The sequence below is a fragment of the Acinetobacter sp. YH01020 genome, assembly GCF_013420275.1.
Taxonomy (GTDB): Bacteria; Pseudomonadota; Gammaproteobacteria; order Pseudomonadales; family Moraxellaceae; genus Acinetobacter; species Acinetobacter amyesii.
Map to the genome: position 1 here is coordinate 12,226 of NZ_VOYN01000028.1, position 22,688 is coordinate 34,913.

Consider the following 22,688-nt stretch of genomic DNA (forward strand, 5'->3'; position numbering starts at 1 on the left):
ATGAATATTGGACAAGCAGCAAAAGCTTCGGGCATTTCTGCAAAAATGATCCGTTATTATGAATCGATTGGGCTGTTAAATAATGCACAGCGCACCGATGCAGGCTATCGAATTTACTCGGAAACCGATATTAAAACCTTGAGTTTCTTAAGACATGCGCGTGATTTAGGTTTTTCTTCTGAACAAATGAAAGATTTACTTGGGCTTTGGAAAAATCAAAGTCGGCAAAGTGTAGAAGTTAAAGCATTGGCGTTAAAACATATCCAGACCTTAAATCAAAAAATCGCAGACTTACAGGCCATGGTTGAGATCTTGCAACAGTCCGTCGATGGCTGTGCCGGTAATGATCAAGCCGATTGTACGATTTTAAATCAAATCGAAACGGGCATGGCTGAGTGCTGCCATACAGCAAAGATTTAAATCCGCTTGACCTTACAATCGTGGCAAGGTTTATAGTGTTGTTATTAGAAAAGAAGGATGAATATCATGAAATTTCGTATTGATAATATGACATGCGGTGGTTGTGCCCGTAGCGTAACAGCAACGATTAAAGACTTAGACGAAAATGCAACGGTCACTATTGATGTAGCTACAAAATTAGTTGACGTTGAATCTAGTGCCAGTGCAGAGCAATTGATTAGCGCTTTAACCGAAGATGGCTTCCCACCTGTGATTGCATAACCTAGATATTGTTTAATGAAAAAAAAAGCCGAACAATTGTTCGGATTTTTTATTTATAAATCAATTCTATACGGCTGAAATTTTATCTGGCGTCATCAGCGCCTGATTAATATATAGCTTGATTAAGCGTTCACGTGAACCGATTGATTTTTGATAATGCGTTGAATTGAGGAGTAGGGATGCACCATAAGTGACCGTCCAAATATAGGATAAATAATCACGAATCGACATTGCGCTTTCAAGTGATTTTAAATAATCACTGGTCATGTCCTTAATTTCAATAATACGTTCTTCACGAACACGATAGAGCTCTTCAAATAACTCTTTTAATTTACGTTCATTATTGGTTAAGCGTTCTTCAATGACATGTAATAATATAGTTCTATTAGAATTCAACATATTATAAAGCATATATTGTGAAACATAAGTTTTAATATCATGATTATATTTTTTTGAAATTTCTAATAATCGTTTTTCATTTAAGATAATCAGTTCTAAATATAATTGGTTTTTACTTTTAAAATGTTTATAAATCGTGCCTTTGGCAATATCTAGTTCACAAGCTAACTCACTTAAGGTGATGTCTTGATTATTATCTAATAGCAGGGTTTCTGCCATGGCTAAAATTTTTTCCTTGCGAAGGATAAAATTTTGTTGGCGTACTGAACTCATGATAACTGTTCCATAAACATCTTGAGGGTGAACAAGCCTAGCTTAAGCTAAATCTTGTGAATCTTACATTCCACTATGGTCTCAAATATTACATAAATTGGTTTAAAAATAAACACATTAGTAGAGTGCGTAAAACATATAAAATTCATAGCATAAAATTAATGTCAATAAAACTGAACCCTTGAGGTCATTTTTTTGAAATAAAATTCCATTTTTATTTTTTTTAATTTATTGTCTTTTCGCTTTTACAACAAAAGCAGCATTTAACAAAACGGTCTTGGTTGTTATGTTATTAATACAACCTAAATTAAACATGATTATGGGTATTATTATGTTTGGTTTTAATCAATTACCAATTGTAAATTTAGTTAACTCAATAAATTTATTTAAGTGTAATAAAATAATGCTGCTCAAATTATCAAGTGGTTATTTTCCACTTGTCGGTAAAAACACATTATCTATATCCATTTTAGATATCTATCTGAAAAAACAGATCTTTAAAAAATCCACACAAAATTGATTTGATGATTTTGTGCGGGAGCGTGCAACTTTAAAAAAGTACTTTGTCAAAGACGCTGACAAAGCCTGTAGAAAAGGAAAGTACAATGCCAATATACAATGCGCCGTTAAAGGACATGGACTTCATCTTAAATGATGTATTCAATGCAGATGAGTTCTGGCAGTCAAATGAAAACTTAGCTCATATTGATATGGCGACTGCAAACGCCATTTTAGAAGAAATGGCTAAGTTTTCTAAAAACGTTATTCTAGACTTGAACCGTACTGCAGATGAAGAAGGTGGTGCGCAGTTTAGTAATGGTGTTGTTACTACGCCTACAGGGTTTAAAGACGCTTTTAAACAATTCGCTGAAGGTGGCTGGGTTGGTTTAGGCGCTTCTGAAGAATGGGGCGGCCAAAACATGCCGAAAATGTTGACAGTACTTGCTGACGAAATGATTTGGAGTACCAATCCATCATTTATGTTGTATCCACTACTGACTGTGGGTGCAGGTATGGCGATTAATGACCGTGCTTCGCAAGAGCAAAAAGAAACCTATCTTCCAAAATTTTATACGGGTGAATGGTCAGGCACTATGTGTTTAACTGAACCACATTCAGGGACTGATTTGGGGATCATTAAAACCAAAGCAGAGCCGAATGAAGATGGTTCATTTAATATTACAGGCACGAAAATTTTCATCACCAGTGGTGAACATGATCTGTGTGAAAACATCATCCATCTTGTGTTAGCAAAAACACCAAATGCACCTGCGGGTTCACGTGGTATTTCATTGTTTATCGTTCCAAAATTCCATGTCAATGCCGATGGCTCAGTCGGTGAACGTAATGCTGTTTCAGCGGGTTCAATTGAACACAAGATGGGTATTAAAGGTTCTGCAACGTGTGTTATGAACTTTGATGGTGCCAAAGGTTATATCGTTGGTAAAGAAAACGAAGGTCTTGCGGCGATGTTTGTCATGATGAACTATGAACGTTTATCGATGGGTATCCAAGGGATTGGCGCTGCAGAATTTGCTTACCAAAATGCTGCACAGTATGCGACTGATCGTCTACAAGGTCGTTCTGCGACAGGTGTGAAATCTCCTGAAAAACCAGCAGACTCTATTTTAGTACATGGTGATGTACGTCGTATGTTGTTGAATGTACGCGCCAACAACGAAGCATCTCGTGCATTTGCTGTGTATGTTGGCCAGCAACTGGATATTACAAAATATTCAACTGACGAAGCTGCAGTGAAAAAAGCCAATGACCGCGTGGCTTTATTGACACCTATTGCAAAAGCCTACCTAACAGATACAGCCCTACAAGCTACTTTAGAAGCGCAAATGTGCTTTGGTGGTCATGGCTATATCCGTGAATGGGGTATGGAGCAATGCATTCGTGACTTACGTATTTCACAGATTTACGAAGGCACAAATGGCGTACAAGCGATTGATTTAATTGGACGCAAAACCACGAAATGTAATGGTGCATTTATTGCCGAATACATTGCTGAAATTCGTGACTTTGCTGCAACCATGGCTGATTCAAAAGTTAAATCTGCAGCATTGCAAGTTTCTGACGAAGTTGAAGCATTAACGCAATTCATTGTAGAACAATCTAAGACCACCCCAGACTTTAGCAGTTCGGTGGCAGTCGATTACCTGCACGCTGTTGGTTTACTCAGCTTCGTTTATATGTTTGCACGTATTAGCAAAGCTGCGGCTGCAAAACCAGAGAGCTTCTACCAAAACAAATTGGTACTCGCAGATTTCTATGTTGAGAAAGTTCTACCTGACCTTGCTGCCCGTGCTCAACGTATTAAAGCAGGTTCTGAACTTATCATGCAGCTATCCGAAGAATACTTCACCGCTCAATCTTAAGGTTTCATCGAAACCACTGTGAAAAACATTAAGATGGAAAATCTGAGGAACCAGTCATGGTTCCTTGGGGGTTAAAAGATTTAAAACAGGATGAAATAAGAAATGATTGTAATTGTAGATGGCGTACGTACAGCGATGGGTGGTTTTCAGGGTTCACTTTCATCTTGTACAGCCCCAGACTTAGGTGCTGCAGCGATTCAAGCTGTTGTTGCACGTGCAGGTTTAGAACCTACAGATATTGACGAAGTTATTTTTGGCTGTGTATTACCGGCTGGTCTTAAACAAGGTCCTGCACGCCAAGCGATGCGTCAAGCAGGTTTACCAGATACAACGGGTGCCACCACGATTAATAAAATCTGTGGTTCAGGCATGAAGGCGGTGATGCAAGCAGCTGATGCGATTAAAGCCGGTTCGGCCAATATTGTGGTTGCAGGTGGTATGGAGTCGATGTCAAATGCGCCATATTTACTTGAAAAAGCGCGTTCAGGCTATCGTATGGGTCATGGTAAAACCACAGACCACATGTTTCAAGAAGGCTTAGAAGATGCTGAGACAGGTTTATCGATGGGTATTCTGGCACAAGATATGGCAGATAAAAAAGGCTATACCCGTGAACAGCAAGATGCTTTTGCCATCAACTCACTCAATAAAGCCGTTGCAGCGATTCAAGGCGGTTTCTTCAAAAATGAAATCGTGCCAGTTACTGTTAAAAGCCGTAAAGGTGACGTCGTTGTTGACACAGATGAACAGCCATTAAGTGCTAAGCCTGAAAAAATCCCAACACTGCGTCCTGCATTCAAAAAAGACGGCACGATCACAGCTGCCAATGCCAGCTCAATTTCTGACGGTGCATCAGCTTTGATGGTTACATCAGAAGAAACGGCTCAAGCACGTGGTTTAACGCCACTGGCAAAAGTCGTTGCTTATGCCACAAATTCACAGCATCCGTCAGAGTTCACGATTGCTCCAGTCGGTGCTATTGAGAAAGTACTTGCACAAGCCGGTTGGGATGCACAAGAGGTCGATCTATGGGAAGTCAATGAAGCATTTGCCATGGTTACAATGCTGGCGATTGATGGATTTAACTTAGATGAAGCAAAAGTGAACATTCATGGTGGTGCTTGCTCACTTGGTCACCCACTGGGTTCATCAGGTTCACGTATTATTGTGACGCTGATTCATGCCTTAAAACGCACTGGCGGTAAAAAAGGTGTCGCAGCACTGTGTATTGGTGGCGGTGAAGCAACTGCAATTGCGGTTGAACTGATTTAATTTGCCTCAATTTATATAAGTAAGCTTTTAGATAAGTACGTTTTTAGATAAGCAATAACAAACGCTATCTCAGTTCGCTGGGATGGCGAAAAAAAGATGTTTATTTTGAGATATTTATTTTTTGAGATTTAATTATGAATGGTTTAGATCGCATTCGCTTACTCTCCCTTCGCGACAAAGTAATGTCTGCTGAAAAAGCGATTGAGTTAATTCAAGATGGTTCAGTGGTTGGTTTAAGTGGTTTTGGTGGTGCAGGTGAGGCAAAGACGGTTCCTTTAGCGCTTGCAGATCATGCAATTTCACATCCTCTTCGTATCACTTTAGCAACGGGTGCTAGTTTAGGAAATAGTATCGATGGTCGCCTCAATGCGGCGCATGCGATAGAACGTCGTTATCCGTATCAGGCAGATCCTGGTTTACGTAAAGCCATCAACGCTGGCGAGGTCATGTATATTGACCAACACTTGTCTGAAATGGCCGATAATATTCGTCATCATAATTTACCGCGCATTAATGTGGCCGTTATTGCAGCGACTGCAATTACCGAAGATGGTCAAATTATTCCGACAGGTTCATGTGGTAACTCAGCCAATTTCATTGAAATGGCAGATCATGTGATTATTGAAATTGATAACACGATTAACCCAGTGCTCGAAGGTGTACATGATATTTATGTGCCTAAAGCGCGACCAAACCGTGGGCCAATTCCACTGACTCAGGTCGGTGAACGTATTGGTACGATTGGGATCAATGTCAGCCCCGATAAGATTTCAGCTATTGTGTTGAATGATCTGCCAGATACCCAGTTTAAAATGGATGAACCTGATGCTGAAACCCTAGCGATTGCTCAGCACTTGATTGATTTCTTTGAAGGTGAAGTGGCAGCAGGGCGTTTGCCTGAAAATTTAGGCCCGCTACAGTCAGGTGTAGGTTCGATTGCCAATGCTGTATTCGCAGGTTTTGAGCATTCTAATTTCCATGATTTGGAAATGTATTCAGAAGTATTACAAGACTGTACCTTCCAGCTAATTGATTCTGGAAAAATGAATTTTGCTTCAGGCTGTTCAATGACGCTGTCTGAGCCTTGTGCACAGCACGTGATGAACAATTTTGATCAGTACAAAGACAAAATTGTGTTACGTCCACAAGAGCTATCCAATAACCCTGAAATCATTCGACGTTTAGGCATTATTGCGATTAATACGGCGCTTGAGTTTGACATTTACGGAAACGTAAATTCGACCCATGTGACGGGTACGAAAATGATGAACGGTATTGGCGGTTCAGGAGACTTTACTCGTCATGCGCACATTGCCATTTTCGTAACCAAGTCGATTGCAAAAGGTGGTGCGATTTCATCTGTGGTGCCAATGGTGAGTCATACCGACCATACTGACCACGACGTTGACATCGTGGTTACAGAGCAGGGCTTGGCAGATTTACGTGGTCTTTCACCACGTGAGCGTGCACGTAAAGTCATTGAAATCTGCGCACATCCAGATTATCGCGCAGCATTGTTGAGCTACTTTGAACGCGCATGTGAGCGTGGTGGTCAAACGCCGCATATTTTAAAAGAGGCTTTATCTTGGCATGCCACTTTTGAAGAAACTGGTTCAATGCGTCAAATCGTATAAATCTAAAGATTGAAAATTTTTAAATAAGCCCATGATCAAGTGGGCTTATTTTTTATGACAAGACTACAAATGTTTCAAAACATGACAAAAGAAAAACAGCAGCACTTGGTTTGAAACTTTTGCACAACACGAACGGTCTTAAGTTCTGTTCAAGGCTTTCTATAATGCAAAATTCATTGACAAAGAAGGTCAGTATTTTGAAAAAGATTCAATTTTTTTCTGCGATGTTGCTCGCAGTTCTCCTCACGGCATGTAAACAAAGTCCAGCGCCCGATTATGTAGGAACATGGCAAAATACCGCAGTAGATCCGCAACTTGAAAATGCGCTGATTATTAGTAAAAATGGTGAAAACTATTTCATTACCAATACTTTAAAAGATAAACAAAGTGGTAAATCTGAAAAGAAAAATCCTGTACCTGCATCTGTTGCTGAATCTGGTCTACTCGCTGTAAACTCTGGTACAGGTGCTGTTGAATTTGCGATTGACGAAAAAACTGGAAATTTAGTCGGGTCTGGATCAATTTATAAAAAAGTAAAATAGATCAATTATCTATTGATGCAAAAATATCAAAAGCAGCCTCTAAATTGGGCTGCTTTTTTAACTCTAAAGCGAATGTTTATTTGCTTTAACTCAGTTCAAAACCGAAGAGAAATCATGGATAAAATAATCCGCTTTATTTTTGATTTGCTCAATTTCGTGTTCTGAATATGCATCATACACGGCAACCACTTCAATGCCTGCTGCATTTGCAGCTTCTACACCAATGAGCGAATCTTCAAAAATTAAACATTCTTCAGGTCTTACTGCAAAATGTTCAATCGCCTGTAAATAGACTTCAGGATGCGGCTTAATATTTTTGACACTTTCACGGGTCAGGATCAGATCAAAACTATTTTCAAAATGCAGTTTTGGATAAATGTTGATATTTTTTTGATATCGATAAATATTTTGCAGGCTGGTCGTGGTGGTAATTGCCACCTGAATGCCTTGCTGAATGAGCTGTTGAACAAATAACGCTGCATGTGGTTTAAGCAAGATGATATGTTCTAAAAAATGCTGTGAAATGGCATAACGTTGCTGTTTGATTTGATCTGCTGTGTGTTGTTCAATCTTATAAGTATCTTTTAGATAGTTACAGTACATTAAGTAAGGGTCTGGTGTGTTTTTAAATAATTGCAGCTGAATGTCACGTTCACGTTGAATTAAATCCAGTTGGATGGTTTGTCTAGTTAACTGTTGAATCAAATCTGCATCGACCTGATTCCACACGCCAACAGAGTCGATAAGTGTGCCATCTAAATCAAAACAAACCAGTTTTTTTCCTTGAAGCATGTTGATATCCAAATTCGTGCTGGGTCTATTATGCGGACTGATTGGAGTGTTGAAAAGCCAAATGCAACTGAGCAGGCTAAACTGGCGTTTCATCTGCAATAAAAGTAATATTTCGTTATTGGCTTTTTGTATAATTCAGCAGATGATGCACAGCATAACTTGCAATATTTAATTAGGGATTAAATCTTTCGTGTTTGAATTGGACTGTAAACTTCTTAGCATTTTTTTTCATGTTTATAAGTACAAAAATGTGTCACAAGCTGCTGAACACTTGCAGATGAGTCAGCCTACAGTCAGTAATATTTTAAATAAAATACGACAGCATTATAACGACCCCTTATTTTTACGTATCGGCAATGAAATGGTGCCTACGGAGTTGTCGCGTCAGTTATTTCCTTTAGTCAGCGAAGCCTTGAGTAAAGTCGAAGCCATTAATAATTTTACAATTAATTTTGATCAAGCCATTTCAGATCAACAATTTACTCTAGCCATGACCGATGTTTCTCATTTGGTTTTATTGCCTAAAATCAGCCAATATCTAAAAAAACACGCGCCACAAATACGTCTAAATGTACGACCGATTACCACTGAAACCAGTTATCAAATGGCGAATGGTGAAATTGATTTGGCACTGGGTTTTTTACCGCATTTGGAAAGCGGCTTTTATCAGCAAAAACTGTTTGAGCAATATTATGTGGTGATTGCAGCTAAGGATCATCCGCGATTAAAGGGTGACACCATTACAACTGAGCAATATTTATCAGAGTCGCACATTGATATTGATGCAGGGATGGGGCACTACCATATTGAAAATGAGCTGCTTAACCTTGATTTAAAACGTGATATTTTGATGCGTTTACCTAGTTATTTAGGTGTGGGCTTAGTCGTGCAAGACACTGATGCGATTGCTACTGTGCCGTATTACTTGAGTGAAGTATTGCTTTCGCGCGGCAACTTAAAAATATTTGACGCACCGATTGCATTTCCAACCTATGGCGTGAAGCAATATTGGCATATGTCTTGCCATCATAAAACCAGCCATCAATGGCTACGTCATATGTTCCACGAGATATTGGTAAAATAATTTTTATGCATTACATAAAGCCCAAAAATGATTTTGGGCTTTTTTTTGCAATTTTTGCAGCAATTTTGTGCATGGGCTGCACCCGATTTGGTCATGCTATAGCTCAATACTATAAAAAAGTCTAATAAATAGCAGTATTACGTTTATATAAATTGGTAATACTAAATTGGCACAGCCTTTGCATTTCTACATACATCATAAAGTGATCTAGGGTTCCGATACATCTTCATGTATGACCGCGACCGAGAGTTCACGGCTTCGTTTTAATTCAAAGCAAAGCTGCACGGAGGGATAAAAGCCCGGGAGGTAAACAGTTAAGAATTAGGCAGAGGCTGCAATGAGCACAATACATTATCATGACGATAAAGCACTATGGACTGAACTTTTACCGGGTGGACACCACTGGTCAGCGCGTATTCAGCGTGGGGCAGTATTACAGCTTAAATCGCTAGGGCAAAATGCCAATGTGGCACTGTACTGTGTAAATAGTGAAGATAAGCTTGAACGCTACAACATGCCAGATAGTCTTAAGGGGCAGCACACGGCTTATTTAAGTACAGGTCATATTTTGGCGTCGGATTTAGGTCGCGCGATGATTTCGATTGTTAAAGATGACCATGGCTGGAATGATGCGTTCTGTGCGCCAAGCACCGCACAGCAAATCGAAAACCAATTCGGCAACAAAACTTTCCAAGATGCCCGTAATGATATGTACCGTAATGGCAAAGATAGCTTATTGCTTGAAATGACCAAGTTTGGCTTATCTGCAACTGACCTCAGCAGTACCTTAAATTTATTCTCTAAAGTTCAACCTGATGACAATGGCAACTTAAGTTATGTTGCTTCGGACAATACAAATCAAGTCATTGAACTGCGCTTTGAAATGGATTGCTTGGTGTTCTTATCATCAGCACCTCATGCTTTAGATAACAGCGCTGAATATGCACCTGCCGATGTTCAGCTTTCACTGTTTAAAGCACTTCCTTTAGGCGACAGCGACGTTTGCCGTGATTCTTGCCCGCAAAATCAGCGTGCATTCCAAAACAACAACCGTTACTACGCACTCAGCGCTTAATTGGGGAGAATGATCATGACAGCTTTAGCCAATTTACAAAACAGCTTAGAAAAATCAGTCCTTAACGAAGTTTGTCCTGCTGGTGAAGCATGGATGTGCGAAGTCAAAAAAGGGCAATACTTCCGTATCGTGGATTTAGAGGGCAACCAAGCGGTAGATACCTTGTTTATTTCTGCACAGAATCCTGAAGAGCGCTATAGCGCAACGGATACCTTAGCCATTAACCAACAGATTTATTTAGAAAAAGGTACAGAACTTTATACTAATTTCGGCAACAAAATTGCCACCATACATGACGACAACTGTGGCCGTCATGACACCTTAGGCGGTGCATGTTCATGTGAAAGCAACACTGTTCGCTATGCACATGACAAATTTCCAATGCACAGTTGCCGTAATAATTTCATGATTGCGTTGTCACAACATCCGATTGCAAAAAAACATGGCTTAAACGTGCGCCATATCGGCCCAAATATTAATTTCTTTATGAATGTTCCTGTGACAAGCGAGGGTCATTTAAAGTTTGATGATGGTATTTCTGCACCAGGTAAATATGTCGAAGTGAAAGCGGAAATGGATTTAATCGTCCTCATTTCCAATTGCCCACAACTGAATAACCCATGTAATGCCTATAACCCAACAAAAATTCAATTGATCATTCGTGAAGGCGAGGAGTAATACCATGTTCAATAAAGTCCTCATTGCCAACCGTGGTGCAATCGCTTGCCGTGTGATCCGTACACTGAAAAAATTAGGCATTCAGTCCGTTGCAGTGTATTCAGAAGCAGATCGTGATTCTTTGCATGTGACCTTAGCTGATGAAGCGGTATTTATTGGTGATAGTCCTGCCAGCCAAAGCTATTTAAATGTCGATAAAATTTTAGAAGTTGCAAAGCAAACAGGTGCAGAAGCGATTCATCCCGGCTATGGCTTCTTGTCTGAAAATGCAGAATTTTGTGATCTGTGTGAAGCGCAAGGCATTGTATTTTTAGGGCCAAATTCGGCGCAAATGAAATCCTTTGGCTTAAAACATACCGCGCGTCAACTCGCGATTCAAGCCAATGTACCACTTCTTCCGGGCAGTCAGCTTTTGGCAGATGAAGCTGAAGCACTGCTTGAAGCCAATCGTATTGGTTATCCTGTGATGCTGAAAAGTACCGCGGGCGGTGGCGGTATTGGTATGCGTTTGGTGTGGAGTGAAGAAGAGCTGAAAGATGCTTATTCTACAGTGTCATATCTTGCCCAAGCCAACTTTAAAGACGCAGGTTTATATTTAGAAAAATTCGTACAGAATGCCCGTCATATCGAAGTGCAGATTTTTGGTGATGGTAATGGCTTAGTCTTGGCACTTGGCGAGCGTGATTGTTCGGTACAACGTCGTAACCAAAAAGTCGTGGAAGAAACCCCAGCACCACATATCAATGATGAGCAACGTGCCTATATTCAATCTGTCGCGATTGGATTGATGAAGTCGGTGAGTTACCGTTCGGCAGGTACAGTTGAGTTTGTGATGGATACCGACACACAGGAATTCTATTTCTTAGAAGTGAATACCCGCCTGCAAGTTGAACATGGTGTGACAGAGCAAGTGTTTGGTGTAGACCTTGTGGAATGGATGGTGACTCTCGGTAGTGGGGATTGGATTGCACCAACAGCACAACTTGAATCGAAAGGTCATTCAATTCAAGTACGTTTATATGCAGAAGACCCAATTAAAAACTTCCAACCGAGTGCAGGGCTGTTGACCTATGTCGATTTTGATCCGCAGGCACGCAATGAAACTTGGGTAGAAACCGGTTCAAATGTCTCATCATTTTATGACCCGATGATTGCGAAAATCATTGTCACAGCGGATGATCGTGACTCTGCAATTGCTGCAATGACCGAAACACTCGCCAAAACATCGGTTGCAGGCATTGAAACTAATCTTGAATATCTACAAAATATTATCAACTGCGATGTATTTAAAGCCGGTACGCAAACCACACGATTCTTAAATACATTTGAGTGGAAAACCCAAAAAATTGAAGTGTTGCAATCAGGCATTCAAACTTCTGTGCAAGATGTCACAGGTCGTTTGGGCTATTGGGATGTGGGTGTGCCACCATCAGGTGCGATTGATCCGCTGTCACTTAATGTTGCGAATCAATTGTTAGGCAATGCATATAACACGGCAGGGCTTGAATGCACTTTGCAAGGCCCAAGTTTAAAATTCCACTGTGATAGCCAAATTGTATTGGCGGGTGGTGATATGCCATCAACGCTTGATGGTATGTCTGTACCAATGTGGCAAACCGTGAATGTGCGTAAAGGTCAGATTTTAAAATGTGGAAAAATCGCCACAGGTTGCCGTACCTATATCGGCATTAAAGGCGGTTTGAATGTACCTGAATATTTAGGCTCACAAGCAACCTTTACCCTTGGTCAGTTTGGTGGTCATGCTGGTCGTAATTTATTGATTGGAGATATGTTGCCAATCATGGCATTTACATCTGAACAAGTGACAGCGCTTGCGCCTGAACAAGTGCCAACGTTTAGTCATGAATGGGAAATTGCGGTGATGTACGGCCCGCATGGTGCACCAGACTTCTTTACTAAAAAAGACATTGATACCTTCTTTGCCAATACTTTTGAGATTCACTTTAACTCAAGCCGTACAGGTATTCGTTTGATTGGTCCAAAACCTGAATGGGCACGTGAGGATGGTGGTGAAGCCGGTTTGCATCCATCGAATATTCATGACAATGCTTATGCCATTGGTGCTATCGACTTTACGGGTGATATGCCGATTATTTTGGGTCCAGATGGTCCAAGTTTAGGAGGCTTTGTTTGTCCTGCCGTGGTGATTAATTCTGAGCTTTGGAAACTTGGTCAATTGAAAGCAGGAGACAAAGTCAGATTTATACCTGTGAGTTATCATCAAGCGAAACTTTTAAATGAAAAATATCATGCACAATTAGAAGCATCTGATACGCAGGCTGTAGCTTTTGACGAATCGTTCTATCCTGAACTTTCCACCTTAAAAAATGCGGTGCTTGACACTTTAAAAGGTCAGAATGGCTTGCCGGATGTGGTGTATCGTCCTGCTGGCAACAACTACATGTTGGTGGAATATGGTGAGTTGGTTTTAGATCTGAACTTACGTTTCCGTATTCATGCACTCATGCAATGGGTTGAAAAGCAAAATATCACAGGGATTATTGATCTCACACCGGGCATTCGTTCGTTACAAATCCATTTTGATTCGATCAAGCTTGATCAATTGGATTTATTGCGTTTGCTACAAATCGCTGAAGCTGAACTGCCTGATGTGACCCAAATGCAAGTACCGTCACGGACTGTGTATTTACCACTTGCTTGGGAGGATACACAAACCCAGCTAGCGACAGAGCGTTATATGCAAACCGTACGTCCAGATGCGCCATGGTGTCCTGACAATATTGAGTTTATCCGTCGTATTAATGGTTTAAAAGACAAACAAGCGGTCAAAGATGTGGTTTATGACGCGAGTTATTTGGTCATGGGTTTGGGCGATGTGTATTTAGGTGCACCTGTGGCAACACCATTAGATCCGCGTCAACGTTTAGTGACCACCAAATATAACCCTGCACGGACATGGACGCCTGAAAATGCTGTCGGTATTGGCGGTGCATATATGTGTGTCTATGGTATGGAAGGTCCGGGAGGCTATCAGTTCGTGGGTCGTACTACGCAAATGTGGTCTCGTTATCGTAAAAACCCTGACTTTGAGCAAGGTATGCCGTGGTTATTACGCTTCTTTGACCAAATTAAGTTTTATGAAGTGTCTGAAACTGAACTTATGCAAATGCGTGAGGACTTCAAAGCAGGTCGTTTAAAACTGCGTGTAGAAGAAGGTGTACTCAACCTAAAAGAATACAATGACTTCTTGACTGAAAATGCAGAATCAATCTCAGCATTTAAATCCATCCAACAAGCCAATTTTGATGAAGAACGTCGTCGTTGGCATGAAGCTGGGCTTGCAGAATATGTGTCTGAAAGTTTAGATGCTGTAACCGATGATAGTGATATTCAAATACCTGATGGTGGCTGTGCGGTAGAGTCTCACATGCCGGGCAGTATTTGGAAAATTGAATGTGCATCAGGTGATATTGTGGAAGAAGGTGCTACGCTTGCAGTGATTGAAGCAATGAAGATCGAGATTCCAATTATTGCACCTGAACGTATGCGTGTAGATGCGATTACCATTGAAAAAGGGCAAACGGTGAAAACGGGGCAAGTGTTGTTTACGTTAGCGCCAGTGTCTTAAAAAATCCTCCCTAACCCTCCTTTTTCAAAGGAGGGAATTTCCCCTCTTTATTAAAGATGGGTTAGGGGAGATTTAAGAATTACACTTTTCAATATGTTTGAAAATTCGGATGCATAGATCCTTTGCTTTTGGTGTCAGTTCCCAATCAGGATTTTCATCAAAATATTTGATGATTTCACGACAAAAATCTAGTTTATATTTAATGGTTCCTACACCTGTACCATCGGCAAAAGCAGTTTTTTCAGCAGAAGTTCTTGGATTTCGTATTTGATCATCCAATAATTTTCCTATGCCATAATCTTTATGATCAAAATAATCTAATGAATTAATTCCCTCTAGCTTTTCGATATTAAATCCTTGAGAGGTCTTCCTTTTCATATTACTGAACTTTTTCTGAGCTACATAAAGAATAGAATCTTTAGGTAAAGTATTTTCTGTTTCTTTACAGTCCAAAATAATTAAATTTTCTTTATTTAATTCCTTTCTTAATAACTTTATTTTTTCAGAATTTTTTTGTATGTCGCCATCAGCAATTAATAGCATGTCACTTGCAACTGCAGTTGCACTTTGACCACGGTCTTGCTTTAAAAATTCGATTCTTTCTTCCCGTGTTTTAGGATAATCATCATCAAAAGACCAATGAGATAAATTGCTGCCTGCATATTCCACAAACGTATAGTGATAGTTCGGCATAAATCTACGGAATTTTTTATAAAGCTCCATATCAGCTGACTCTAGTTCAGCTAAATATTTTTCCATATATTTAGTGATATAAAGCCGATCTGTAATGCCCTCTACCCAAATGGTGCAATTTGCTAAATAGACAGAAGATGGACGTACGCCTAATGAAGCAAGTAAGTCTCGATCTCTGTCACAACGGTAAATTTTAAAATCAAATTTCGTAGGATCTTCTTCTTTAGGTTGCTTTACGAACTTTTGAATCATGACTTGGTCAGATTCATCTGCCATATCTAGTAAATGGTTGGAGTGAGTAGTAAAAAAATAATAATGCGGTGTTTCATTAAGATAAAAGTTCATCAATTGACGAACCATACCTGCATGCATGTGCAGTTCTGGTTCTTCTATGAAAAAGGCATGCGTTTCTGGTTTGCCTTCTTTGTCTTTACTTTTTATATAAGCTTCATAAGTTAAGATTATCGCTTGTTGTAAGCCATCACCCAACTGTGAAATAGGGAATTGTTGATCGTTACCAATTTTAATATTTACAACATCTTGATCATGCTTAGGGATAAGTGAAACAGTCTCATTATCAAAAAAATATTGACTTAATTTTTCTTCATAATCTTTAATTAGTTCACGTTGTTCAGGTTCACCTAAAAGATGAATTTTAAGTTCATTGTATAAGCATTCACCAGTAATAATATTATTAGAGTTAAATTTATTCGTATCTGAAAAATAATCTTTTTGGGCTCGTTTAATATAAGGCTGTGTATTCTCTTGTTCTGTGACAGGACGCATACCGCGTAGGATAGGGATATAAGATTTTGATTTTTCATAAACTATATTATTTTCAAAATCATTAACATATTTCTGAATTTCAGAAACTTTATATGTAAATTCTTGTGTATATTCAATTCTCACTTTACTTAATTGATCTATTGTACGCTGATAATTCTCTTTATATCTATTTCTAGGAAAAATAGGACAGTCTATGGCATCATTTATCAATTTAAATAGTGTAGTTCGATTTTCGCCTGAGCTCATCGCCCCAAGCCAAATAGTACCTTGACTTGATTCAATGATGGATTTTAATTCAGTAAAATAATTAGATAAATTAGGAAAAGAAAAGTCTGGTATCGTATGTGTACTATTTATGAATAAGTTTCTTAAGAAACGGCTTTTACCGGCATTGTTTTTACCAATAAAAAAATTGAGCCTTTTTATCTCAATTGAATAAGGAAAATCGTTGTCAATATCGGAATTATAGCCTTCTAAATTTTCTGCCCAATAATATAATTTTTCTGTCATATAGCCCCCAAATATAGTAGCTAATTTAGCAATAAAACACTGCTTTTAAAAGATAATTTATAAATACATAAAGCAATTTTATCGTTATTGATTCAACGCTTCATTGTCCATATGCACTCTCAAAATGCGTCGCAATTCTAAAATGGCATCTGGAGACTCATGGATGGAATGTCCACCATTGAATATCTTTTCAGACACCGCGCCCTCTAAATGAGAACTTGTATAGGGAACAATGCCATCCGACATTTTACTCGGTTCAGTACTTTGCGTCTGATTCCCCATAATAGAATGATAAGGAATATCTTTATTTGGCATGATGTCAGCAGACAACAGCATAAAACGTGATTGTTGACTTAAATCTGCAGGTCCAGACTTAATCAGGCCCATAGTTGAATTTTTTGCATTCGGGAGTTCAACATTGACATCATTTAAAAAACTTAAAGGCAATACCACGATTTTTTTCGCCAAATTGGTAAACCAGCGGTCTGCATAGTCAGTACCATGATGCGGTGCGGCAATGAAAATTGCACGACTAACTGGCTTCAAGGCTTTAAAGACAAAACGATCGCGGATAATTGGATGACGTTGTAACTGTGTATTTTGTTCATAGTTCATGAGTGGAATAGCTTGAGCGGAAATATCTGCATCACTAACCAATAAACGACTGATGATGCCGCCCATACTATGTCCGATAATGACAGCATCTTGAGCCGATGGCGTATTGGGCTGAACAGTTGCAAATGCCTGTTTGAGTAAAGCATTGATTTGAAAACGACTCTCAAATATTGGCATATTGGTTGAGTAAAACACTTGCCAAACTTGGTAATGATCACGTAGTTTTTGATCACCCATAATGTTATTGGTCAGGCCGATCCAAGTTTCAGGACTGCTGGCTAATCCGTGAACCATGACAATAATCTTTTTATGGGGTTGATACGGCTCTAACATAAACACATGTGGCATGCGCAAATGTTCTTCTTTATTCAGGAGTGTCCAATAGCCAGATTGTCCTAATTTATTTTCGGCTAACCAAAGTCCATAAGGCACAGAATAATTGGCCGTTAGCGTATAGGACTGAGATTCAATTTTTGCCTTTTTAAATTGATAGGGATTAAATAATTCAACATTAAAGTCTGATTGCGGCGACAAAATTTCACTAATGCTGCTATTAGTCTTGGCAGGCTCTGCGATTGCACTGACAGATAAATACCGTGCCGTATGGATATTGGGGTTGGGTTTATTTGCATAATACTGTTCAGGATCTAGTACAAAAAGCTCCGCAGCAGACAGATCCGTGGCTTTTTTGACTAAGACAAATTCAGAGCCAATGCCTTCCTGACGATTAATGGTTTTTAAGCCTGAAAAATTAAAATTATAGCTCGATTGTAATTTATCAATGTCCGCATTTTTGATTTCAGGATAATGTCATAGTTAAAATGATAAAGCGATGAACCCAACATTAAACTTTCAGGCATTTGCTGATAGTCAAAGCGGGTGAATGATGAGGTGATCAGACGTGATAAAGCCACATTATAAAAGGTGCGGACTTGTCCCTGACGCAAATCAAATAAGCGTTCTTCTGGGGCTTGAGCGGATTTAAATAGATAGACATAGCTGTAACGCAGACTGAAATCAAAGTCTGCAAGCTGCTGATCCATACACATTTTAATTTTGCTTGAAGCTAATTTTCCGCTGTGTTGTTTTAAGCTTTTTTTGCATTGTGGATTTTGATCGGCGCTTAAAGCACGTGCCATGTACAGCTCACTTGCTGCGGCATAGACTTGAGCAATATCTAAAGTTTCATTGTTACGCATTTTGTGAATACAGTTTTCAAGCGCATTTAAACAAGATTGGTCGCTTTCATTCACCATTAACAGGATTTGATGGCTAAATGTACTGAGCTTCTGATGGGTTAATATGCTGTCTGTTTTATTATTTAGTGACGCACTGAGTTGATTTTCTTGTAATTTGACCAATTGGCATCCACTGAGCAAACTCAGGCTGATGATACACATAAAACGAGCGAGTAAATGCGTGAAAGGCATCATTGAAAAGGTCACAGGCATCTATTTTTTGTTATTTTAACCTTTATAAAATAGTAAAAATAGGGCAGGTGTTACAGCGCTCAATCCAAGAAAATTACTACGTATACATCCTTTCAAACTAAGCTAATGTTCGAATGCTGTGATACCGAAAAGTTGATTTGAGATTCAAACACTGTCACGTGTTAAATTTAATCTAATTGTGCTGCTGATTTTTTAAGGTCATGTTGAGCAGTTTGTGGTGAATGAATCGTAATTTATCCAATACTGGATTCGACAGCGTAAACGGATATGCATCATCTAAGCCCATGCTGCGGTTCAGTGCATTTAAATTAAAGGTCAAGGTCATCCAGTGTTGCAGCAATAGGTCAAAATCCTGAGCACCAATCGGGTTTTCTTTCAGTTCTAAATTATTCAAATCCGACTTATTGGTTTTGACCACCAATCCTGCATAGTAGGCTGTTTCCAGAGTGTCCATCATATGCAAATAATGCGCCCATGTTTCCGCCCAATCTTCCCAAGGATGCGTACTGGCATAGGAACTAACATAGTAATCCGCCCAATTTTGCGGCGCACCGTCATTATAATGTCGTTTCAAAGCTTCACTATAATCCTGTCGTTCATCACCAAACAGTTCCCGAAATTCATCAATCAGCTCTGGGTGTAAATGTTTAATCAAATCAAAATAATAATGACCACTTTCATGTCTAAAATGACCTAGAAGTGTACGGTAGTTTTCACCCATTTTTATACGCGTTGTTTCGCGGTAAATCACATCTGCTTCACTGGCATTCAAGGTAATAATTCCATTGGCATGACCGGTCATAACAGGTGTATTTTCTGTTGGCATCAGAAAATCAAAACGAAGTCCAAAACGGTCATCTTGGCTGCGTTTAGGACGCGGCATGGTATTGAGCTGCTGCATTAAATACAAAAAACGCCTTTTGGCATGTTCCAATCGTGCCCAGTACACAATATGGTCTGGGTTATCTAAGTTGGGAATGGTGTGCGTGAGCAGGCAAGACTCACAATAAATTTCCTCACTGTCAGCAGGCACCATCCAGTTACATATCTGATGATGCTGATAATTATGACAAGGTTTAAAGCGTTTTCCCTTTATTTCAGGATTTAACGCAAGCCACAGCGTAGTGCTGTGCTTTTCAAAACAGCCCATTTGCTTTTCAGAGGCAATATAACCCAGCGCAGTCTGACAATTGACACAGTGTGAATTGGCAAAAAAGATTTGGTTAGAACATACCGCGCAGCTGAAATATTTCATAGGCGTTGAGTGATGAATAGAATGATCAATCAGTATAAATGATGTTCAATGTTGATGAAATAAATTGAACTTCGAGTTTGTTACATGTCGGTCAATGCTCTTGTTTAAGAACAACGACCTTAATAAATGGTCCTTCATCAAATAATACATCGCAGTATTAGTGCAAATGGGGCGGTAGGAGTGCGTTTATCGCACAAATCATGAACAATAAAATCTAAAAGAAAGTTAAGAGTCCCAAAAAACGATCATTTTTCATGTTCCTCACTTGGCACAGTTTCTGCATTTCTATCGATATTACGAAATAAATATTTCGTATTACTTAAACAGGAGATGCATATGAACCGCCATCAATCTGCAACATTTCTGCATCAATTAAAGCAATTTTTTATTGAGCTACTGAGCGCCCGTGCGGGTTTCTATATTCAGCAAAAAAAATAAGGAACAACAGTGCCTAAACAAAAGCTGGCGCGTATCAGTATTACAGTACCTGAAAAAACAGTCGATGCTTTGGATCAAAAAATTGCCGATCAGCATTATGAAAGCCGTTCTCAGGCCATTGTCGACATGATCAATAAGCATCTGATTGCCGATCAGGAGCAACGAAATGAAGTGATGGTCGGCACATTTACCTTACTTTATGACGCAAGTAGTACGGCGCTACGTATTCAGCTTTTAGATTTACAGCAGCAGTTTTTAGAACAAGTAGTGAGCTCGCTGCATATTCAACTCGATGACCACAAAATTTTAGAAGTCATGATTCTGCAAGGCGTCAGTTCAGAGCTCAAAGTTATCAGTCAGCATTTTTCAGCACTTAAGAGTGTGATTAAAGGACATTTGGAGTTGATGGACGCTGTGATGCCGCCAATTCCGCAAAATGCAAAGAATTAAGGAGTTTTAAAATGGGCCAATTATATCGATCACAAGGTCATAAAGACCAAATCACAAATAAACAGCAAGCACATGCTATTGCAGCCAACCATAGACCAAATCGTGCAAAGCACAATGCTAAATCAGTCAGTAATCCGAATACACCATCGTTTTTGTACACCAATACCAAATTTAACTGTAATGCCATCGGGGAAATCGCACTATGATCAAAAAAGCCTGCTTATCTGCATCCGTTTTGACCGCCATCTTACTGGGTGGTTGTGACAATACAGCCAAAACACCTGAACCAAACGCGCAAGCAGAAGGCACAGTCAATACAAAAGCCATCACAATTGGCTATAGCGACTGGCCTGGTTTTGTCGCATGGCAAGTTGCTATTGAAAAAGGCTGGTTGAAAGAAGCCGGTGTCAATGTGGACTTTAAATGGTTTGATTATTCAGCTTCATTATCTGCATTTGCGGCTAATCAGTTGGATGCTGTTTTGGTCACTAATGGCGACAACTTAGTCACGGGTTCTGGCGGCACGAAAGGCGTCATGATTATGGCGACGGACTATTCTGCGGGTAATGATGTCATCATTGCTAAAGATGGCGTCAATAGCCTTGCCGATTTAAAAGGAAAAAGTGTCGCGACTGAAAAAGGCTTGGTTGATCATTTGCTTTTAGCGACGGCTTTGGATGATGCAAAAATTCAAGCTTCTGAAGTGAAGTTGGTCAACACCATGACCAATGAGCTGCCACAAGTATTTGCAAGTCCTGATATTGCAGCGATTGCCGTGTGGCAACCGGTCGCAAATCAAGCTTTGAAAGCTGTTGCTGGCTCTAAAATTATTTATACATCGAAAGATAAACCCGGTCTGATTTACGACACATTAACCGTCAACATGACGCATTTATCTGCCAACAAAGAAGAATGGAAAAAAATCATTCAAGTTTGGGATAAAACGGTTAAATACATCAACGACCCTGCAACGCATGCCGATGCAGTGAAAATCATGTCGACCCGTGTTGGCGTTGATCCTGCACAATATGAACAGTTTATTGGAGGGACACATTTACTGGATTTAACTGCCAATAAACAAGTCTTTAAAAAAGGAACAGGTTTTGACTCAATTTATGGCTCTAGTTACCACGTAAATAAATTTAATGTTGCTAATGGCATTTATAAAACCGAAATGGATGTCGATGGATCAATCTATCCAACATTGGTTGAAGAACTGAAATAAGTTGAAACGTAATTCAAAAAAAGCCCTGAATAGTGTAAATTCTTCGGGGCTTAACAACATCAAATTAATATCAGTGAAAAATAACGAGGTGCAGAACTCAAGCTTCTTCATCCATCGCATTGGAATAAAACTTCACACCTAATTTGATTCGGTCACGGCCTTGACTCATGCGCCAGCGGTTGGTATCGCGCAGTGAATAGACACAACCACAGTATTCCTGTTGATAAAATTCTTCTTTTTTACTGATTTCCAGCATACGCACAGCGCCGCCATTTTTACGCCAGTTATAGTCCCAATAGGTAATTCCGTCATAATGTGAAGCCGAACGATGCCCGCAGTCATTAATCTGATGCATGTTTTTCCAGCGTGAAATTCCCAGTGAACTGCTGATCAGGCTAAAGCCATGTTCTGCTGCATATAATGCTGTACGTTCAAAGCGCATATCAAAACACATGGTACAGCGGATACCTTTTTCAGGCTCATTTTCCATGCCTTTGGCGCGTTCAAACCAGTTGTCAGTGTCGTAATCACAGTCGATAAACGGAATATTGTGTTTTTCTGCAAAGCGGATATTTTCCTCTTTGCGTATTTCATATTCTTTGACTGGATGAATATTTGGATTGTAAAAAAAGATCGAAAAATCAATACCAGATTCAATTAAAGTTTCCATGACTTCGCCAGAACAGGGTGCACAGCAAGAATGCAATAAAAGCTTGTCATGACCTGTTGGGAGCGTCAGTTTCTGACGGTCAAGTTTGTTAGACATAATCATAAGCTATAAATATAAACTTTATATTTTAGCGATTCATGGACATGTCAAAGCTCGAATATGCTGATTTTT

18 protein-coding genes, 1 pseudogene and 1 riboswitch are annotated in these 22,688 nt (G+C 39.5%); of the genes and pseudogenes, 13 read left to right on the forward strand and 6 right to left on the reverse strand.

Going from position 1 to position 22,688, the window contains the following annotated elements; translation table 11 throughout:
- Both cueR and FTT85_RS11350 read left to right on the forward strand, forming a co-directional pair.
- Window positions 1-420, forward strand: a complete 420-nt coding sequence (gene cueR / locus FTT85_RS11345) for a Cu(I)-responsive transcriptional regulator (RefSeq protein ID WP_180183579.1) — start codon at window positions 1-3, stop codon at window positions 418-420.
- 66 nt (window positions 421-486) lie between these two features.
- The gene (locus FTT85_RS11350) at window positions 487-681 is read left to right on the forward strand and encodes a heavy-metal-associated domain-containing protein (RefSeq protein WP_078190942.1); all 195 of its coding nucleotides are present in this window, start codon (window positions 487-489) and stop codon (window positions 679-681) included.
- Between the two features lie 66 nt (window positions 682-747).
- Here the strand turns inward: FTT85_RS11350 and FTT85_RS11355 are convergent, their stop codons facing one another.
- The gene (locus FTT85_RS11355; RefSeq protein WP_078190941.1) at window positions 748-1,353 is read right to left on the reverse strand and encodes a TetR/AcrR family transcriptional regulator; all 606 of its coding nucleotides are present in this window, start codon (window positions 1,351-1,353) and stop codon (window positions 748-750) included.
- A 605-nt stretch (window positions 1,354-1,958) separates the two neighbouring features.
- Between FTT85_RS11355 and FTT85_RS11360 the strand changes: the two genes are divergently transcribed.
- The 4 genes from FTT85_RS11360 to FTT85_RS11375 all read left to right on the forward strand — a co-directional run bounded on the left by FTT85_RS11360 (window position 1,959) and on the right by FTT85_RS11375 (window position 7,185).
- The gene (locus FTT85_RS11360) at window positions 1,959-3,737 is read left to right on the forward strand and encodes an acyl-CoA dehydrogenase C-terminal domain-containing protein (protein ID WP_111884373.1); all 1,779 of its coding nucleotides are present in this window, start codon (window positions 1,959-1,961) and stop codon (window positions 3,735-3,737) included.
- A gap of 102 nt (window positions 3,738-3,839) precedes the next feature.
- The gene (locus tag FTT85_RS11365) at window positions 3,840-5,009 is read left to right on the forward strand and encodes a thiolase family protein (protein WP_180183580.1); all 1,170 of its coding nucleotides are present in this window, start codon (window positions 3,840-3,842) and stop codon (window positions 5,007-5,009) included.
- 134 nt (window positions 5,010-5,143) lie between these two features.
- Complete coding sequence (locus FTT85_RS11370) at window positions 5,144-6,643, forward strand: succinate CoA transferase (protein WP_180183581.1); 1,500 nt, start codon at window positions 5,144-5,146, stop codon at window positions 6,641-6,643.
- Window positions 6,644-6,867: 224 nt separating this feature from the next.
- Complete coding sequence (locus FTT85_RS11375) at window positions 6,868-7,185, forward strand: hypothetical protein (RefSeq protein ID WP_373886890.1); 318 nt, start codon at window positions 6,868-6,870, stop codon at window positions 7,183-7,185.
- Between the two features lie 90 nt (window positions 7,186-7,275).
- Here FTT85_RS11375 and FTT85_RS11380 read toward each other — a convergent pair whose 3' ends face one another.
- Window positions 7,276-7,977, reverse strand: coding sequence for an HAD family phosphatase (locus tag FTT85_RS11380; protein ID WP_180183582.1), 702 nt, complete (start codon window positions 7,975-7,977; stop codon window positions 7,276-7,278).
- A 190-nt stretch (window positions 7,978-8,167) separates the two neighbouring features.
- Here FTT85_RS11380 and FTT85_RS11385 point away from each other — a divergent pair, with 190 nt between their 5' ends.
- The 4 genes from FTT85_RS11385 to uca all read left to right on the forward strand — a co-directional run bounded on the left by FTT85_RS11385 (window position 8,168) and on the right by uca (window position 14,424).
- Complete coding sequence (locus FTT85_RS11385; RefSeq protein ID WP_168377518.1) at window positions 8,168-9,061, forward strand: LysR substrate-binding domain-containing protein; 894 nt, start codon at window positions 8,168-8,170, stop codon at window positions 9,059-9,061.
- Between the two features lie 196 nt (window positions 9,062-9,257).
- A riboswitch (guanidine-I (ykkC/yxkD leader) is annotated at window positions 9,258-9,369 on the forward strand.
- A gap of 29 nt (window positions 9,370-9,398) precedes the next feature.
- On the forward strand, window positions 9,399-10,136 hold the full coding sequence (locus tag FTT85_RS11390; protein ID WP_180183583.1) for an urea amidolyase associated protein UAAP1: 738 nt from the start codon (window positions 9,399-9,401) through the stop codon (window positions 10,134-10,136).
- A 15-nt stretch (window positions 10,137-10,151) separates the two neighbouring features.
- Complete coding sequence (locus FTT85_RS11395) at window positions 10,152-10,814, forward strand: urea amidolyase associated protein UAAP2 (protein ID WP_180183584.1); 663 nt, start codon at window positions 10,152-10,154, stop codon at window positions 10,812-10,814.
- A 4-nt stretch (window positions 10,815-10,818) separates the two neighbouring features.
- The gene (gene uca, locus FTT85_RS11400) at window positions 10,819-14,424 is read left to right on the forward strand and encodes an urea carboxylase (RefSeq protein WP_180109109.1); all 3,606 of its coding nucleotides are present in this window, start codon (window positions 10,819-10,821) and stop codon (window positions 14,422-14,424) included.
- 72 nt (window positions 14,425-14,496) lie between these two features.
- Here the strand turns inward: uca and FTT85_RS11405 are convergent, their stop codons facing one another.
- The 3 genes and pseudogenes from FTT85_RS11405 to FTT85_RS11415 all read right to left on the reverse strand — a co-directional run bounded on the left by FTT85_RS11405 (window position 14,497) and on the right by FTT85_RS11415 (window position 19,734).
- On the reverse strand, window positions 14,497-16,413 hold the full coding sequence (locus tag FTT85_RS11405; protein ID WP_180082426.1) for an AAA family ATPase: 1,917 nt from the start codon (window positions 16,411-16,413) through the stop codon (window positions 14,497-14,499).
- Between the two features lie 84 nt (window positions 16,414-16,497).
- Window positions 16,498-18,461 (reverse strand): annotated as a pseudogene (locus tag FTT85_RS11410) (lipase family alpha/beta hydrolase).
- A 190-nt stretch (window positions 18,462-18,651) separates the two neighbouring features.
- Window positions 18,652-19,734 carry a putative zinc-binding metallopeptidase gene (locus tag FTT85_RS11415; protein ID WP_180059581.1) on the reverse strand — a complete coding sequence of 361 codons (1,083 nt, stop codon included), beginning with the start codon at window positions 19,732-19,734 and terminating at the stop codon, window positions 18,652-18,654.
- Between the two features lie 447 nt (window positions 19,735-20,181).
- Here FTT85_RS11415 and FTT85_RS11420 point away from each other — a divergent pair, with 447 nt between their 5' ends.
- Genes FTT85_RS11420 through FTT85_RS11430 form a run of 3 tightly spaced genes read left to right on the forward strand, consistent with a single transcriptional unit; the run spans window position 20,182 to window position 21,847 of the window.
- Window positions 20,182-20,622 carry a ribbon-helix-helix protein, CopG family gene (locus FTT85_RS11420; protein ID WP_180008844.1) on the forward strand — a complete coding sequence of 147 codons (441 nt, stop codon included), beginning with the start codon at window positions 20,182-20,184 and terminating at the stop codon, window positions 20,620-20,622.
- 11 nt (window positions 20,623-20,633) lie between these two features.
- Complete coding sequence (locus tag FTT85_RS11425; protein WP_180008842.1) at window positions 20,634-20,828, forward strand: hypothetical protein; 195 nt, start codon at window positions 20,634-20,636, stop codon at window positions 20,826-20,828.
- The gene (locus FTT85_RS11430; protein ID WP_180183585.1) at window positions 20,825-21,847 is read left to right on the forward strand and encodes an ABC transporter substrate-binding protein; all 1,023 of its coding nucleotides are present in this window, start codon (window positions 20,825-20,827) and stop codon (window positions 21,845-21,847) included. Before FTT85_RS11425 ends, FTT85_RS11430 begins: the two co-directional genes overlap by 4 nt.
- A gap of 97 nt (window positions 21,848-21,944) precedes the next feature.
- On the opposite strand, the gene FTT85_RS11435 is transcribed toward FTT85_RS11430, so the two are convergent.
- Window positions 21,945-22,613: an epoxyqueuosine reductase QueH gene (locus FTT85_RS11435; RefSeq protein WP_180088339.1), complete on the reverse strand. Its 669-nt coding sequence runs from the start codon at window positions 22,611-22,613 to the stop codon at window positions 21,945-21,947.
- Window positions 22,614-22,688 lie beyond the last annotated feature (75 nt).

Bases quoted from the DNA above. Each gene is read 5' to 3' on its own strand.
- cueR (WP_180183579.1), top strand. From the start codon at position 1: ATGAATATTGGACAAGCAGCAAAAGCTTCGGGCATTTCTGCAAAAATG.
- FTT85_RS11350 (WP_078190942.1), top strand. From the start codon at position 487: ATGAAATTTCGTATTGATAATATGACATGCGGTGGTTGTGCCCGTAGC.
- FTT85_RS11355 (WP_078190941.1), bottom strand. From the start codon at position 1,353: ATGAGTTCAGTACGCCAACAAAATTTTATCCTTCGCAAGGAAAAAATT.
- FTT85_RS11360 (WP_111884373.1), top strand. From the start codon at position 1,959: ATGCCAATATACAATGCGCCGTTAAAGGACATGGACTTCATCTTAAAT.
- FTT85_RS11365 (WP_180183580.1), top strand. From the start codon at position 3,840: ATGATTGTAATTGTAGATGGCGTACGTACAGCGATGGGTGGTTTTCAG.
- FTT85_RS11370 (WP_180183581.1), top strand. From the start codon at position 5,144: ATGAATGGTTTAGATCGCATTCGCTTACTCTCCCTTCGCGACAAAGTA.
- FTT85_RS11375 (WP_373886890.1), top strand. From the start codon at position 6,868: ATGTTGCTCGCAGTTCTCCTCACGGCATGTAAACAAAGTCCAGCGCCC.
- FTT85_RS11380 (WP_180183582.1), bottom strand. From the start codon at position 7,977: ATGCTTCAAGGAAAAAAACTGGTTTGTTTTGATTTAGATGGCACACTT.
- FTT85_RS11390 (WP_180183583.1), top strand. From the start codon at position 9,399: ATGAGCACAATACATTATCATGACGATAAAGCACTATGGACTGAACTT.
- FTT85_RS11395 (WP_180183584.1), top strand. From the start codon at position 10,152: ATGACAGCTTTAGCCAATTTACAAAACAGCTTAGAAAAATCAGTCCTT.
- uca (WP_180109109.1), top strand. From the start codon at position 10,819: ATGTTCAATAAAGTCCTCATTGCCAACCGTGGTGCAATCGCTTGCCGT.
- FTT85_RS11405 (WP_180082426.1), bottom strand. From the start codon at position 16,413: ATGACAGAAAAATTATATTATTGGGCAGAAAATTTAGAAGGCTATAAT.
- FTT85_RS11415 (WP_180059581.1), bottom strand. From the start codon at position 19,734: ATGAAATATTTCAGCTGCGCGGTATGTTCTAACCAAATCTTTTTTGCC.
- FTT85_RS11425 (WP_180008842.1), top strand. From the start codon at position 20,634: ATGGGCCAATTATATCGATCACAAGGTCATAAAGACCAAATCACAAAT.
- FTT85_RS11430 (WP_180183585.1), top strand. From the start codon at position 20,825: ATGATCAAAAAAGCCTGCTTATCTGCATCCGTTTTGACCGCCATCTTA.
- FTT85_RS11435 (WP_180088339.1), bottom strand. From the start codon at position 22,613: ATGTCTAACAAACTTGACCGTCAGAAACTGACGCTCCCAACAGGTCAT.